The organism is Clostridium sp. LIBA-8553 (genome assembly GCF_057782465.1).
Genome location: NZ_CM173489.1, coordinates 1,557,694 through 1,573,796, shown reverse-complemented (window position 1 = coordinate 1,573,796; position 16,103 = coordinate 1,557,694). Strand labels below are relative to the sequence as shown.

Sequence of the window (16,103 nt, the reverse complement as noted above, 5' to 3'; positions counted from 1 at the left end):
ATTATTTATTAGAAGCTTTCCACTCATCTAATTGCTTTTGCATTTCAACCTTTATATCTTCTAATCCAGCTGAATATAACTTTTTATTTAAGTCTTCTAATCCTTTTACTGGATCTATTGAACCTGTGTATAAAGATCTTTCGAATTCTTGTAATACGTTGTTAACTGCTGATATTTGAGTTGTAACTGGCTCTGTATTAAACTTAAATCCTAAGATTTTTGAAGTTTTAGCGTTTTGGTTGAACTCTTCAAAAGCATCCCATTTGTCTGCTGGGTCAACATCTAATACATAAGTATCAAATAGGTTTCCATACGCCCAACTTGTTACACTATAGTTACTTTTCTCTGGTCTCTTAATTTGATTATCACTAACCTTTTCATAGTGAGTTCCCTCTAATCCAAACATTAACATATTTCTTAATTCAGCATCAGTATTTACTAAGTTTATAAGCTCCATAGCTTTTTCTGGATTCTTGGAGTTAGCTGATATAGCTGTCATTGCCCCTGTTGTTGAGTTATTTGTAACATATGATGGTATTATTGGTGAAGTTACAACATCTCTTTTTAAAGATTGTCCCCAACCATTTTCAGCATATGGTTGTCCATCAGCTTTCCATAAAAATCTCTTAACTTCATTTTGCATGTTATTAACAGCTGCATCTTGATTTATATATCCTTTTTCATAGTATTCTCTTAATTTAGCCATCATAGCTTTCATTTCTTCAGTTTCAAACATGTTTTGTACTGTTAAAGTATCATCATTGTAGAATACTCCTAATGGTTTCATTATTTCATCAAACTCTAATGGAATTGAATCTCCTTGAGTATAGAATGGAACGAAATCTGGCTCTTTTTCTTTTATTATTTGTAACCATGGTTCTAAATCTTCTACTGAGTGTATATCTTGGTATGGAATATCATATTTTTCAACAAGTTCCTTATCAAATACCCACATAGGTGCTAATGCTATTTCTTTTTGATTTGGAACTGCATAAATCTTTCCATCAACTTCAGCACCTTTCCAAAGTCTTTCATCTATAACACCTTTAAGATCTGATCCTTCTTTGTCTAATAAATCATTTAATTCAAGGAAAGCTCCTTTTCTAGCATTCTCTAAATATGGGAAAGCCCATGAACATGTAAATGCTAAATCATATTCTTCTCCTGAGTTAGCTAATACGTTCATCTTTTGAGTGTAGTCTCCAAAAGAAACGTGTTTTATATCTACAGTAGCATTTATCTTATCTTTTATATATTTATTTACTTCCTCTTCTACCATTTCATTATCATTTTGCGGATCCCCTATTACATACCATACTAAATTAACAGGTTGCTCACTTGATCCACCTTCTGCACCTTTGTCGCTTGATCCACAACCTGTAAGTGCTACAGATGTAGTCATCATTCCTCCTAAAATTAATGCTAATAATTTTTTGTGTTTAAGCATTTTTTAATCCCCCTCATATTACTATTTTTATACCTTTTAGATTCTTTAATACTTAAAAATTTCAAACAAACGTTTACAAATAGTATATAACTCTCACTTATTCCAATGTTATATATACTTATTTAATCTTCTTTACTTGAGAAATTTAAGTGAATTAAAGTTTCTATAGTTAATTTATACCATATTAGTAAAAAAGTCAACATTTGCAGAAATAACTATTTTTTTGCTCTAAAGTGGCTATTTCAGCCACTTTGAAAAATTTTTATCACTAAAATGTGTTTATATATATTTCGTTAACTTTTTAAATGATTTGAAAAGTTTGAAATATTTGTAATAAAAGTGTTATGTTTAGCATATTTTTATTCTTTATTTAATCATATATGCCCTTAAATTAATATAGTAATTATTTAAGGATATGTTAAATGCAAAAACTTTTACTTGCTCTTATAGTGGACTATAGTAGATTTTCAAATGCTGATTTAAGATAATTTATTTCTATATTTGTAGCACAAACTTTAAATTATAGTAGATATGTTGATATAATAAGATTTAAAAAATAAAAAACAGACTAATTAGCCTGTTTTTTATTTATCCAATCATTTAATTGTCTCTCTAATTCTTCTTCGACTCTATCTATCCCTGCACTTTTAAGCTTATTATTTAACTTTTCAACATATTCTTCCGTATTAACTAATCCAGTATATAAACTTCTTTTAAACTCTTCAAGCACAGAATTTATAGAATTTATTTCAACTTTTACATTACTTGAATCAAATTTAAACCCTAAAACCGGTGAAATTTTAGAATTCTCATTAACTGCTTTAAATTCTTCCCATTTATTATCCGGTTCATCCTCTAAAACATAAGTTATAAATAAGTTACCTAAGGTATAATAATCAACCAAATATTTTTGTGATTCTTCTAAAAGTCTTATTTTATTATCTGATATTTTTTCATAGTGTATTCCTTCAATACCATAATTTATAAGATTTCTTAAATATTTATCTGTATTTAAAAGATTTAAAAATTCCATAGCCTTTTCTGGATTATCTGAATTCTTTGATATAGCAATCATAGATCCATTAATAGAATCGTTAGTTATATAACTCTCAAAAATTGGTGTCGCAACAACTTCACTTCCACCTTTATTTGACCATATTTTTTCAGCATATGGCTGCCCATTAGCTTTAGTCACAAACTTTTTAGCAGAAAAATCCCCAGTATTTCCAAGCTTAGAATTAGTGTACTCAAGCTCATTGTATTTTCTCATAGTTTTTAAATTATTTAACATTTCTTCTGTTTCAAATATATTTACTACATCTAAGTTATTACTTATTAAGGAAACACCTAATCCCGGAGCTAATTCATCCCATGTCATTGGCACTGAATAACTATCATCTACATAAAAAGGTATTACTCCCTCTTCATTTTCCTTAATCAACTTAAGCCAAGGCTCTAAATTGTCCAATGTCTTTAGTTCCTTATAAGGGATATTATATTTATCTACATATTCCTTTGAAAATACCCACATAGGCATATTGACTATTTCTTTTTGATTTGGAACGGCATATACTGCTCCATTAACCTCAGCACCTTGCCAAAACTTTTCGTCGATTTCCTTATATACTTCTTTTCCATACTGTTCTAATAAAGCATTTAAATTAATAAAGTTACCTTCTTTAACATTAGGTAAGTAATCATTTGCCCATGATGATGTAAATACAAGATCAAATTTTTCTCCTTCTTTTGTTTTATTATTCATAACCTTTGTAAAATCAACATAATCTATGAATCTAATATCAATAGTTGCATTTATTTTCTTCATCAAATACTTGTTTACTTCATTCTCAACTCTTTCCATATCCTCTGGTTCTATGCCTATGGTGTACCAAACCAACTCGGTATTTTCAAAATCACTAGTATATTTACCATTCTTCACAAGATTAAATATTATTAAAAATATCATAAGTATTGAACTTATAATAATTAAAACCGGCTTCTCAACCTTAATCACTCTTATCCCTCCATTTTTTATTACAAATACATTATATTTATTTTTTATAATTCTTTAAATGAATATTTTTTATATAATATTACTTTTTTTTATAAACCTACTTTTGCTTTTACTAGACTTATTAAACTTTTAGTAATAAACTATATTTATCGGTTTGTTATGGAGGTAATATTTATGATTATTCAACACATAGATATAAATATACTTTATTGGATCCAAAGTAATCTTCAAAATAGTTTTCTAAATCCAATAATGATTTTTTTCACTTCATTAGGTAATTTAGGATTTATATGGATTGCAATAAGTGTATTATTAATATTATCAAAAAAGTATAGAAAAATTGGTTTATTAACATTAGCTGCTCTAATTGTAAATACAATTCTTGGTGAGGGAATACTTAAACATATTATAGAAAGGCCTAGACCATTCATTACTTATTCTGATTTACATATAATAATTCCAAAGCCAACAAGTTATTCTATGCCATCTGGCCATACATCTGCATCTTTTGCTGCAGCTTTTATGCTTGCTTATTCATTTAAGAATCTAAAAGTATATATCTACTTATTAGCTTCACTTATAGCTTTTTCTAGATTATATTTACTAGTTCATTATCCAAGTGATGTATTATCAGGTATTTTATTAGGATATATAAGCTTTTTAATAGTTATAAAAACTTATAACTTTATAAAATCTAAAAAAAAATCAAAAGAGTCTTAAGTTGACTCTTTTGATTTTTTCTTTATTTTCGATATTAACTTTTCATAATGTTTTATGCTATTTTTTAATGTTGTTACTGCATACTTTTCATTTGTTCCTGTACTTGTCTCTCCTGTTAAGATGAATCCTGTTACTCCACATCTCATTAAATGATATATATCACTTAATTCATTTATAGTAGGCTTACTTTTATTACTTCTAGAAATGGAGCTAAGTACATTAGTTGCAACTATTATTGATTTATTCTGATTCTTTAGAAGATAAACTATCTTTTCTTGTGCTATAGGAACATTTATTATTCCTACTTCAGCAGATAAATCTCCTCTAGCTATAACTATTCCATCTAGCTCCTTTGCTATTGCCTTTATATTATCTATTCCTTCTGAAGTTTCAATTTTCCCCCAAAGTTTTGGTATAACTTGATTCGGTTTTAGGTTTTTAAAAACACTATTTTTAAATTCTTTACATTCTTCTACATATGAACAATAAGAATAGGCTATAATATCTACCTTATTATCTATAGCAAATTTAATATCTTCTAAATCCTTAGGCGCCATACCCCAATTTTTTCTATCAAGCTTTGGAAGGTTACATCCTTTTTCTTTTCTAACAACACCTCCAAGCTTAACCTTAGTTTTTATAAGCCCACTATTATTATTTATAACTTCAAACTCCATTGTTGCATCTTTCATATATATTTTTTTAAAATTATTATTATAAATAAATTTATTTTTTATGTTTAAAGGTATCAATTTTGTTTTATCAATATTTTCTAAATAAAGCTCATAAGTTTCTTCTGAACAAAAATAAATAATATCATTTACATTCACTTTAAATGTGCCACAAATGTTATTAGATACCCTAATTTTATTTCCTTGTAGGTCTAAAAGAATTTTTATCCCCTCATATTTATCTCGTATGTAATTGATGCAAACTTCTATGTCTTCATACTTTCCATGAGAGAGATTCATTCTAATTATATTGCCTCCACTTTTAACTATATTATCTATTTTATTAAAAATTTCTTTTTTGCTCTGTTCGTTTTTATTAATAAATCTAGTATTAATACTACCTACAATGTCCATAATTTCCTCCATAAATATTGCTATTCAATGATATATATGCATAAAAGCTACTAAATATAATTTCTATATATTAACAATTAAAAATAACTTAACATAATATATTTTATAAGTAAATGTTCTTATGGTTTTTACTAAAATCAAAATATAATGTTCTCTATCTTTGGTGATTTATTTGGTGATAATGTCTTAGCAGATTCTTCTTTTATTTTTTATAATTATGACTAAAATTCATGGTATAAGAGAAGAAATAAAATTTGCTTATAAAAACCAAAAGGACTAGAAAAACTAGTCCTTTTAAAGTAAATAACACAGAATAGAATGCTATAATACTTTATTTTATAATAAATTCAATTACTTAACTTACTTCCTTAATTATTCTATATAAAACATCTTTTAACTTTTCTTGATCTATATTCTTAAATTCCTCATCACTTATATTTATAATTAAACACAAAGACTCTAAGTTTTTAACTAAGTACAGTCCTTTTCCACTTTTAATACATATTTGAGCTAACTCCAAATAATTTACCATATCCTCTAATGTTAAAGATACTACTCTTCTAAGAATTTGGTTATCACCTAAAATTTCTATTTTTTTCTCATTTCCTAATTCCTTTGTTATTCTTACAAAAATATCCGCTTTTGTAGTGTTAGATAATAATACTTTTTTAAAAAAACTTTCCCCTAAACACCCTTCTTCATTAAAACAATCTATAGTTAGATTACCATCTTCTTTTAATTTTTTTATTAAAAATTCTCTTAAATAGGAGTCATTTATATCTAATGCATATTTCATTATAAAGCACCTCCTTATTTTAATGTCAACTGTAATATATATTATTCATTTTGTTGAAAAAAGTTCTACCCAAAACATAACTTTCATAAATTAAACTTGAGGAGGTGATAAAATTGATAAAAAAATTTACTACCATATTTATAATAATTCTATGCTTTTCCTTGGCTTTAACCTCTTGTTCTAAAGCTGATATATTTACTAAGGAAAAACCTTCTTTAAATTACCATACTAAAAATCTTAGTGAAATAGCCTCTAAAGATAATGTAAAAATTAGAATATTAGATATGAATATTTATAGTGAAGTTATTGTCGATAATGAAGATGCAAGAATTGTAGAAGACTTACTTAAAAGCTTAAAGGATTCTAACTTTATACAAGAAGAACCTTTACCTACTAAGCCTCTTTATAAGTTTTTTATTGATGTAGCTTCAACTAAGTATGTAATAGATATTTATGGAGATGATATAGTGACGCTTTATCCTTGGGATAGTGATATAAGTAAGGATTATATAAGTTTAAAAGATACGCCTAATGCTTTTAAGCTTGAACCCTTTTGTCAATATGTTTTTAATAAAAAACAAAAATAAAAGAGCTAAAAATAGCTCTTTTTTATTATTTTAATTCCTCTAACAATTCAAATACACGTTTTTTATATAGCGGATGAATTTTATAAGGAGCAATTTCATTTAAAGGTTCTAAAACAAAACTTCTCTGATGCATTCTAGGATGTGGAAGAACAATATCCTCATCCTCACTTATTAAATCATTAAAGAATATAACATCTAAGTCTATAGTTCTAGGTCCCCATTTTATTATTCTTTCTCTTTTAAGCTTTTCTTCTATTCCTAGTAGGAATTTTATTAATTCCTTAGGGTTTAAAAGGGTTTTTATAATGCAAGCTCCATTTAGAAACTCATCTTGTTCAGTATATCCCCAAGGTTCTGTCTTAATTAAAGAAGACTTTTTTATAACCTCAGTGTGATATGTTTTATTTATCTCATTTAAAGCCGCTTCTATATAATACTCCTTATCGCCCATATTTGAGCCATATGAAATATAAGCCTCATTCCACTGTCTTTCTATATCTATAAACACAGTATCTAAACTTCTTAATATAGGTGCCCAAGGCTTCTTTAAAGAAACCTTAACTTTTTTAACCAAAGGATATTCTAATAATATGAATTCACAAATTTTTTCAGCAGCAGTCTCTATTAAATCATAACTTTGTTTCTTAAATTCTTCTTCTACTTTATGTGCAAGTTCTCCATAATGAACGGACTTACTCAAATCGCCAGTCATGCCTGCTTCTCTAGTATCTAAAGAAAGTTCTATACTTAAGATAAATTTTTGCCCTAATCTCTTTTCCTCTTCAAAAACACCATGATTACCAAAAACCTCAAAATCTTTAATAATAATCTTATCCATACACTTAACTCCTATCTTCTTACCATAGCATCAGTCATAAGAGCAGTTCTTTTATTCTCTAGTACATCATGAATTCTTACAAATTCACAGCCCTTAATTATTCCAAGAGTAGTGGTAGCTAAGGTTCCCTCAACTCTTTCATTTGTAGGAAGGTTTAGAGTAGTTCCTATTACTGACTTTCTTGATGTTCCTAATAGAACTGGATACTCCATAGAACAAAATTCATCTAATCTGTTTAATACTTCTAGGTTCTGTTCATAATCTTTTGCAAAACCTACACCTGGATCTAAAATTATATTTTCTTTCTTAACTCCTGCTTCTAAGGCTATATTTATACATTCTTCCATATCAACTTTCATAGTTTCTATTATATCATCTCCGTACTCATTGTCATTTCTATTGTGCATTAAACAACAAGGTACTCCATATTTAGCTGCAACTGTAGCCATATATTTATCCTTCTTAAATCCCCAAACATCATTTATTAGGTTTGCACCTGCCTTTATTGCCTCTTCTGCAACCTTCCCCTTATATGTATCAACTGATATAGGTATATCAAATTTTTCTCTTAAAGCCTTAATTACAGGAATTACTCTTTCTAATTCTTCCTCTTCTCCTACTGGTGTATGGGTTGGTCTTGTTGACTCTCCTCCAATATCTATTATATCTACTCCATCTTGAATCATTTTTTCTGCTTGCTTTAATGCTAATTCAATATCATTATATTTTCCACCATCTGAAAATGAATCTGGAGTTACATTTAAAATTCCCATTATATATGTTCTTTTACCTATTTCAAATTCTTTATTTCCTATTTTCACAAAACTTCCCCCTTAAACAAATATGTCTAAATTCTTTTTCTCTTTGTCCCATTTACAAAGCTTCTCAGCTTTACATAAAAAGCAACTTCTTGATTTTTTATCTGCTAGATATATGATTTCATCTAAGCCTAAGGCTTCTTTATTTCTATGATTTAAAATTCCACTTAAGATAATTTCTATTTCATTTTCATCAAAATCACATTCTTTTAAAATATCTAAACTTAATTTATAAGAAGCCTTATTGTGCTTTTCTCCTCCTTCATATTCTACCCATCTTCCAATGTCATGAAGAAGTCCAATCGCATATATAATTTCCTTAGAAACCTCTAGCTTTTTTTCTAAAACCATTATATATGCAATTCTTGATACATCTAAAAAATGTTCTAAGTTATGCTTACAAAAAATTCTATCTTTTTCATAGAAAGAATTCTTATTTAAATATTCCTTATACTTACTATTATTAAGTATCTTATTTACTTTCTCCATAATCCCCACCTCGAACAATTGATATCTACATGAAAATCATTCTGAATACATCATTCTTTAAGTTTTCATCATCTAAGAATCTTCCTCTATAAGTTGTTGTTACTGTCTTTGCACCCGGCTTTTTAACACCTCTCATGGTCATACACATATGTTCTCCCTCAACAACAACCATTGCCCCTTGAGCATCTAAATACTCCATTAATGCATCAGCTATTTCTTTAGTAAGTCTTTCTTGAAGCTGTGGTTTTTTTGAATAAACCTCTACACATCTAGCAAGTTTAGATAATCCAACAACTCGCCCATTTGGTATATATGCTATATGAACCTTTCCATAAAAAGGAACTAAATGATGTTCACACATTGAATGAAAAGTTATATCTTTTTCTAAAACTAAGTCATTACTATCAACCTCAAAAGTTTTACTTAAATGCTCCTTTGCATCCATTCCTATTCCTGAAAATATCTCTTCATACATTCTTGCAATTCTATCTGGAGTTTCTATTAAACCCTCTCTATTAACATCTTCTCCTATTGCTTCAAGTATTAATTTCATTCCTTCTCTTATTTTATCTTTATCGATCATTTTGCCCTCCATTTAAAAAACTTATAATAGAATTGTCGTATTTCCTTTTTACCTCTTCTATTAAGTCTTTTTCCCCAAAAAATTTATCTTCAAATTTGCTTACTTTCATTATTCCTAGAAGGGAATTACTTATGAAAATTCCTTCACTATTTCTTAAGTCATCTATATTATAACACCCTTCTTCAACTAAGAAGTTTTTCTTTATCCATTTTCTAATTATACCATCTAAAAGACCACAACTCACTTTAGGAGTATATATCTTATTGTCTTTTATAAAGTATAAATTACTGGTAGCCCCTTCTGTCAATTCTTCTCTTTCATTTAAAAATATTACTTCATCAAAGCCTTCATCCTTTGCTTTTTCCTTTTCCATAATATTTTCAATATAACATGTACTTTTTAAATAAGTTAATTTAGAAGTGCTGTTTCTTCTTACATCACTAAGCTTTAATGAAAAACCTCTATTATAGTCATCAAAACTATAAGGAATATTTCTAGTGGAATAAATTATATTTTTCTCAGTAACCGTTATTTTTAAAGCCTTATTATTTATTTTTTCATTTTTAATAAACTCTTTTAATTCCTCTTCATTAATATTAAAAGGAATTTTTAAAGCTTCACACCCCTCTTTTAATCTCTTTAAGTGTTCTTTTAAAAATATCCCCTCTTTTAATACATATATTGTTTCAAAAATTCCTCTGCCAAAGAAAACCGAAGAATCTATATTCAATAAATCTTCCTCTATCATATTATAATTTTCTTCATTTTTACCTATATAAATCACTTTATATCACAACCCTAATTATAATACTCTCATTAAGGCCTTTGCCTTATCTAACGTTTCTTCATACTCCATTTCCTCATCTGATTCAATGGTTATGCCTCCGCCAACTCCAAAATAAGCCTTATTGTCCTTTGCTAATATAGTTCTTATAACTATATTAAAATCACAATTTCCTCTTAAATCAAAATAACCTATAGCTCCAGTATATATTCCTCTTCTAATACCTTCTAACTCTTCTATTATCTCCATACTTCTTATTTTAGGTGCTCCAGTTATAGATCCACCTGGGAAACATTCTCTTATACATTTTACAGAACTAATATTATTATTTAATTCACCTATAACAGTTGAGACTAAATGGAATACTGTAGAATATTCCTCTAATTTAAATAGTTCCGTAACCTTAACTGAAAAAGGCTTACAAACTTTACTTAAATCATTTCTTTCTAAATCAACAATCATTAAAAGCTCTGATTTATCTTTTTCACTATTTAAAAGCTCTTCTCTATTTTTTTCATCCTCTATTTTATTTATTCCTCTAGGCCTTGTTCCTTTAATAGGTCTTGTCTCAACCTGATTATTAAATACCTTTAAAAATCTTTCTGGTGAAGAACTTATTATTTGAAAATCCTCTAAATTTAAATAACAGGAAAATGGAGCTTTGTTTATACTTCTTAAACTAATATATGTATCAAAAGGATTAGAATTATAGTCACATTGAAACCTCTGAGTTAAATTAGCTATGTATGTATGTCCCTCTTTTATATACTCTTTTACTTGCTTTACAGCATCTATATATTCTTCTCTTGAGAAGTTTGAAATAAATTCACTTTTTTTATCTAAAACTATGTTAAATTCTACTTTTCCTTGTTTTATTTTTTCCTCAATATCTTTTATGCTTTTTTCTGAGTCCTCTTTAATTCCTAAAGCAGTTATATAAGTTTTCTTATTTCTTAAGTCAAATATTATTACATTATCATAAAATAAAAAATAACTATCAGGAATACTTACATCTTCTTTAGCACTTTCAGGCATTTTTTCAATTACTCTTCCTATATCGTATGAAAAGTATCCCATTGCCCCTCCTAAAAAAGGAATATTACTCTCATAATCAATTTTATATTTTTTAATTAATTCATCTAATTTGTCAAAAGGATCTCCATAACTCAATTTCCCATCTATATAAATTTCATCCTCTTTAGAAATAAATTTTTTAAAAGGATTTATTCCTATAAATGAGTATAAAGAAAACTCGCTTTCTTCTTTTGAACTATCTAAAAATATACTATCCTTTTCATCTTTAAATAAAGAATACACTTCATGAGATTCAAGTTTATTGTCTATCTCTTTAATTTTAAAATTCAAGCTAATCACCTTTCTATAGTATTAAATTTCTTCTAGAAACTTCAATAAAATTCCTAAGCATTTCATGACCATATTCAGTTAAAACAGCTTCTGGATGAAATTGTACACCTTCTATCTTATACTTCTTATGTCTTATCCCCATAACAACACCATCATCACTTAAAGCTGTTATTTCTAAATCCTCGCCTAAAGAATTTTTATCAACTATTAAAGAATGATATCTAGTGACATTTATGTTGTTTTTAATCCCCTTAAAAACACCTTTTCCATCATGAGTTATTTTGCTAATCTTTCCATGCACTGGAAATTCCCCTTTTATTATGTTACTTCCAAAGGAATATCCTATACACTGATGTCCAAGACAAACTCCTAAAATAGGAATCTTTCCTTTAAACTTATCTATGATATTCAAACACTCTTTCATATCTTTAGGCGCCTTAGGTCCAGGTGATATGATTATTCCTTCTGGATTTAATCTTTTTATTTCTTCTATAGTTATCTTATCATTCCTTTTTACAACAATCTCTTCATTTAGTTCTTTAAAATATCTAACTAAGTTAAATACAAAGGAATCATAGTTATCTATTATTAAAAACATTAATTCACCTCTAAAATATTTAGTTTAAAATCATTATATCAAAAACATCTCAAAAAAAATATGAATTTTATACCATTTGTACGCCTACGCCTTCTTAATTGATAATCCAAAGTATTGTTATTCCTTGATTTAAAGTTAAAAATTAATTTATTTTATTCTAACTTCTGTGTTAAAATATTTATACTACAAATTTTATAAAAATAACAATATTATTCAAATAATAATTCTTATACATACATTAATTTTTTTCAATTTCAAAGGAGGGTTTACTATTAATATTAATGCAGAATTTCATTGTCACTCACTAGCTTCAGACGGAACACTATCTCCCAAAGAGATAATTAAAGAAGCTAAAAAAGCAGGTATATCATTAATAGCTTTAACAGACCATGATATAACTTCTGGTCTTGAAGAAGCTAAAGAAGCTGCAAAAGATTTAAATATTGAATTCATTCCTGGAATAGAACTTAGCTGTGAACATAAGAACGCTACTGTTCATATATTAGGATATTTTAGAGATGACTCTTATAAATCAGAATCTTTTCAAAACTTCTTAAAAGAATTAAAAAATTCTAGAATAGATAGAGCTAAAAAAATTGTAGCTAATTTAGAAAAATATTTTGATATAAAACTTGACTATAGAGATGTTTTAGCAAAAGGAAAAGGCGTAGTTGCCAGACCTCATATAGCTCAATGCATAATAGATGCTGGTTATCCTTATGATTGGGAATATATTTTTGATAATTTCATTGGAAACGATAGTCCAGCTTATGTTCCAAATAAAAAAATCTCTGTAGAAGAAGGAATAAATATATTAAAAGCTAATAATGCTATAACTGTTCTAGCTCATCCAAAGCTTATAAAAAGGGTTCCTGTAAAAGAAGTTATGGAATCTCCTTTTGATGGTATAGAAGCTATTTACTATCAAAATACAAAAAAAGATACTGACTTCTTTATTTCATACGCTGTTCATCATGACCTTCTTATAACATGTGGATCTGATTTTCATGGTGACCATGAAGGAGATGAAAGACATGGTCATGTTGGATGCATGAGTATACCAGAAGAATATCTAGAAAGATTTCTTGAAAAATATCACTGTAATAAAAAATAATATTAATGATTAAAATAATGGTAATATGGTTTAACTACCAAATTACCATTATTTTTTTATAAATTTTAATAATATAATATTTTATAAAAAAAGTATTTACTTTTCATTTAAAAGGAATATAATTTAATTGTAGATATTAATTAATAATTAATATTAATTGATTTTGATTGTTAAGAACTTAACATATATATTAGGTGGTGTTTTTATGAATTATTTAGAAGTAAAAAAAGATATTTATTGGGTTGGATCTTTAGATCCTGAATTAAGAGTTTTTGATATTATTATGTACACTCCTTATGGAACTACTTATAACTCATATGTTGTTAAAGGTAGTGAAAAAACAGCTGTATTTGAAACAGTAAAAGCAAAATGTTTTGAAGATTATTTATCAAAGCTTAATAACTTAGGTGTTAATCCTAAGTCAATAGATTACATAGTTGTTGATCATACAGAGCCTGACCATGCTGGTTCAGTTGAAAAATTACTAGAAATATCTCCAAAAGCTAAAGTTATAGGTTCAATGCAAGCTATAGAATTTTTAAAAGATATAGTTAATAAAGATTTTGAATATATAGTTGTTGGAGACAATGACACAATCTCATTAGGAAATAAAACATTACAATTTATTTCTGCACCATTTTTACATTGGCCAGATTCAATGTATACTTATATTCCTCAGGATAAGGCATTAATAACTTGTGACTCTTTTGGAAGCCACTACTCTTGTGAAGAAGTATTTAATGACTTAATTCCTAACGAAGAAGAATACCTAGATGCTTTAAGATACTACTATGATTGTATCTTTGGACCATACAAACCTTACGTTTTAAAAGCTATAGATAAGATCAAAGATTTAGATATAGATTTAGTTTGTCCTGGTCACGGTCCTGTACTTAGACAAGATCCATGGAAAATAATAAATACTTATAAAGAATGGAGTACTCCAGTACAACCTAAAATAAACGGAGATAAAAAAGTTACTATTCCTTACGTATCAGCTTATGGATACACTAAAGAATTAGCTGAAGAAATCGCTAAAGGAATACAGTCTGAACATAATGTTGAAGTTAAATTATATGATTTAACTTATAGTAAGCAAGAAGATGTGTTAGCTGATATAGGTGAATCAGATGGAATATTATTTGGCTCACCAACAATAGTTGGAGAATTATTACCTCCTATCAGAATTCTTTTAGCTAACTTAAACCCTATTATTCATGGAGGAAAATACGCCGCTGCCTTTGGTTCATATGGATGGAGTGGTGAAGCTGTTCCTAGAATAGAAGCTAGATTAAAAGAATTAAAAATGAATATATTTGGACCTGGTTTAAGAATTAAATTTAAACCTTCAACTGTTGAATTAAAAGAAGCTTTTGAATTCGGTAGAGATTTTGCAAGAACTATGTTTGGAGAAAAAGAACTTGATTATGCTCCAAATAACGCTACTGAAACTAAAGAAGTATTAACTGGAAACGGAAAGACAAGATATTGGAAATGTCTGGTTTGTGGTGAAATATTTGAAAGTCCAGTATGTCCTAATATCTGTCCTGTTTGTGGAGCTGGCAAAGAGCAATTTATAGAAGTTGAAATGGATACATTCGAAAAGAATGACACTAATGATAACTTCGTAATCATAGGTAATGGAGCTGCTGGATTCTATGCTGCTAAAACAATAAGAGAAATCAACAAAATAGCTTCAGTTAAATTACTTTCAAGTGAAGAAGTATCTTCTTACTCAAGACCAAACCTTTCAGATCTTCTAAATGAAGAAATGAACTTAGATACTTTCTACTTAGCAAAATCTTCTTGGTACAAAGAAAATAATATAGAAGAATTACTAGGAGTTACTGTTACTTCTATAGATAAAGATAATAAAAAAATAATTTTAAAAGATGGTACTGAAATACCATATACTAAACTTATATTAGCTAATGGTAGCCACAACTTTATTCCACCATTTAAAGTTAAAAATAATAATGAAGAAATTGCTTTAAATTGTGAAAATATTCATGAGTTTAAAGGTATCTACTCTATTAAAGATTTAAAAGATACTTTTGATGTTAAAGAAGAAATGAAAGAAGCTAAGAAGGCTGTTGTTATAGGTGCTGGTCCTCTTGGATTAGAAGCAGCTTGGGAAATGAAACTTGCAGGCTTAGATGTTACAGTAGTTGAATTCTTACCAAATCTTATGAATAATCAATTAGACCAAGAAGGTGCAGATATATTCAGAAATCAAGTTTCTGATTGCGGAATAACATTCTTAATATCAGAAGAATGTGATGAAATAATAATTAAAGATGGTAAGTTAACTTCTATAAGCTTAAAGAGCGGAAAAACTTTAGATGCTGATATATTATTAGTTTCAACAGGCATAAGAAGCAATATTGAATTAGCTAAAGAAACAGGAATTAACTGTAACAGAGGTGTTATTGTTAATGAAAAAATGGAAACAAGTGCTAAAGATATTTATGCTTGTGGTGATGTAGCTGAATTTAACGGTCTTGTTTATGGAAACTGGCCTGCAGCAATCGAAATGGGTAAAAGCGCTGGTGCTAATGCAACCGGAGCAGAAAAAATATTCGAAAACTTTACACCATCAATAATATTAGATGCTTTAAATACTCATGTATTCTCAGCTGGCTTAATAAAATTTAACGATGCTTCTTATGAAAAAATAAGCTCTAAGGATGAAGCAAAAGGACAATACACTAAACTATTCTTCAAAGATAACATTTTAGTTGGAGGAATTATAGTTGGTGATATCTCTAAAGCTGGTCAAATAATAATAGCAATAGATAACAAATTATCTAAAGCTGCAGCTTTATCAAGTGATTTACTATAATATATAATAAAAAGGATATTAGT

The 16,103-nt window shown here is 27.8% G+C and carries 14 protein-coding genes and 1 pseudogene; 4 read left to right on the top strand and 11 right to left on the bottom strand.

Features of this window, described 5'->3' with window-relative positions; genetic code table 11:
- Position 1: 1 nt before the first annotated feature.
- Both AC2JAQ_RS06960 and AC2JAQ_RS06955 read right to left on the bottom strand, forming a co-directional pair.
- The gene (locus AC2JAQ_RS06960; protein ID WP_488458559.1) at positions 2-1,447 is read right to left on the bottom strand and encodes an ABC transporter substrate-binding protein; all 1,446 of its coding nucleotides are present in this window, start codon (positions 1,445-1,447) and stop codon (positions 2-4) included.
- Positions 1,448-2,015: 568 nt separating this feature from the next.
- Positions 2,016-3,413, bottom strand: coding sequence for an ABC transporter substrate-binding protein (locus tag AC2JAQ_RS06955; RefSeq protein ID WP_488458787.1), 1,398 nt, complete (start codon positions 3,411-3,413; stop codon positions 2,016-2,018).
- Positions 3,414-3,635: 222 nt separating this feature from the next.
- On the opposite strand from AC2JAQ_RS06955, the gene AC2JAQ_RS06950 reads away from it, so the two are divergent.
- The gene (locus AC2JAQ_RS06950) at positions 3,636-4,181 is read left to right on the top strand and encodes a phosphatase PAP2 family protein (RefSeq protein ID WP_488458558.1); all 546 of its coding nucleotides are present in this window, start codon (positions 3,636-3,638) and stop codon (positions 4,179-4,181) included.
- On the opposite strand, the gene AC2JAQ_RS06945 is transcribed toward AC2JAQ_RS06950, so the two are convergent.
- A complete protein-coding gene (locus tag AC2JAQ_RS06945) occupies positions 4,178-5,266 on the bottom strand; it encodes a pyruvate kinase (RefSeq protein WP_488458557.1) in 1,089 nt (362 codons plus the stop codon). The two genes, AC2JAQ_RS06950 and AC2JAQ_RS06945, sit on opposite strands and share 4 nt — an antisense overlap.
- 355 nt (positions 5,267-5,621) lie before the next feature.
- On the bottom strand, positions 5,622-6,062 hold the full coding sequence (locus AC2JAQ_RS06940; RefSeq protein ID WP_488458556.1) for a hypothetical protein: 441 nt from the start codon (positions 6,060-6,062) through the stop codon (positions 5,622-5,624).
- A 113-nt stretch (positions 6,063-6,175) separates the two neighbouring features.
- On the opposite strand from AC2JAQ_RS06940, the gene AC2JAQ_RS06935 reads away from it, so the two are divergent.
- Positions 6,176-6,649, top strand: coding sequence for a DUF4883 family protein (locus AC2JAQ_RS06935; RefSeq protein ID WP_488458555.1), 474 nt, complete (start codon positions 6,176-6,178; stop codon positions 6,647-6,649).
- Between the two features lie 25 nt (positions 6,650-6,674).
- Here the strand turns inward: AC2JAQ_RS06935 and folK are convergent, their stop codons facing one another.
- The 7 genes and pseudogenes from folK to AC2JAQ_RS06900 form a co-directional block, all read right to left on the bottom strand.
- The gene (gene folK, locus AC2JAQ_RS06930; RefSeq protein ID WP_488458554.1) at positions 6,675-7,487 is read right to left on the bottom strand and encodes a 2-amino-4-hydroxy-6-hydroxymethyldihydropteridine diphosphokinase; all 813 of its coding nucleotides are present in this window, start codon (positions 7,485-7,487) and stop codon (positions 6,675-6,677) included.
- 11 nt (positions 7,488-7,498) lie between these two features.
- Positions 7,499-8,308 carry a dihydropteroate synthase gene (folP, locus tag AC2JAQ_RS06925; RefSeq protein WP_488458553.1) on the bottom strand — a complete coding sequence of 270 codons (810 nt, stop codon included), beginning with the start codon at positions 8,306-8,308 and terminating at the stop codon, positions 7,499-7,501.
- Positions 8,309-8,320: 12 nt separating this feature from the next.
- Positions 8,321-8,794, bottom strand: a complete 474-nt coding sequence (locus AC2JAQ_RS06920; RefSeq protein WP_488458552.1) for an HD domain-containing protein — start codon at positions 8,792-8,794, stop codon at positions 8,321-8,323.
- Positions 8,795-8,819: 25 nt separating this feature from the next.
- Positions 8,820-9,377 (bottom strand): GTP cyclohydrolase I FolE, encoded by a 558-nt coding sequence (gene folE / locus AC2JAQ_RS06915; RefSeq protein ID WP_488458551.1) that lies wholly within the window; start codon positions 9,375-9,377, stop codon positions 8,820-8,822.
- Entirely contained in the window at positions 9,367-10,161 is a 795-nt protein-coding gene (locus AC2JAQ_RS06910; protein WP_488458550.1) for an aminotransferase class IV, read from the bottom strand. The genes folE and AC2JAQ_RS06910 overlap by 11 nt, the downstream gene beginning before the upstream one ends.
- 18 nt (positions 10,162-10,179) lie before the next feature.
- The gene (gene pabB, locus AC2JAQ_RS06905; RefSeq protein ID WP_488458549.1) at positions 10,180-11,526 is read right to left on the bottom strand and encodes an aminodeoxychorismate synthase component I; all 1,347 of its coding nucleotides are present in this window, start codon (positions 11,524-11,526) and stop codon (positions 10,180-10,182) included.
- 5 nt (positions 11,527-11,531) lie between these two features.
- Positions 11,532-12,124, bottom strand: a pseudogene (locus tag AC2JAQ_RS06900) (anthranilate synthase component II).
- Positions 12,125-12,395: 271 nt separating this feature from the next.
- Between AC2JAQ_RS06900 and AC2JAQ_RS06895 the strand changes: the two are divergent.
- Entirely contained in the window at positions 12,396-13,238 is an 843-nt protein-coding gene (locus AC2JAQ_RS06895; RefSeq protein WP_488458786.1) for a PHP domain-containing protein, read from the top strand.
- A gap of 205 nt (positions 13,239-13,443) precedes the next feature.
- The gene (locus tag AC2JAQ_RS06890) at positions 13,444-16,080 is read left to right on the top strand and encodes an FAD-dependent oxidoreductase (protein WP_488458548.1); all 2,637 of its coding nucleotides are present in this window, start codon (positions 13,444-13,446) and stop codon (positions 16,078-16,080) included.
- The last annotated feature ends 23 nt before the right edge of the window (positions 16,081-16,103 follow it).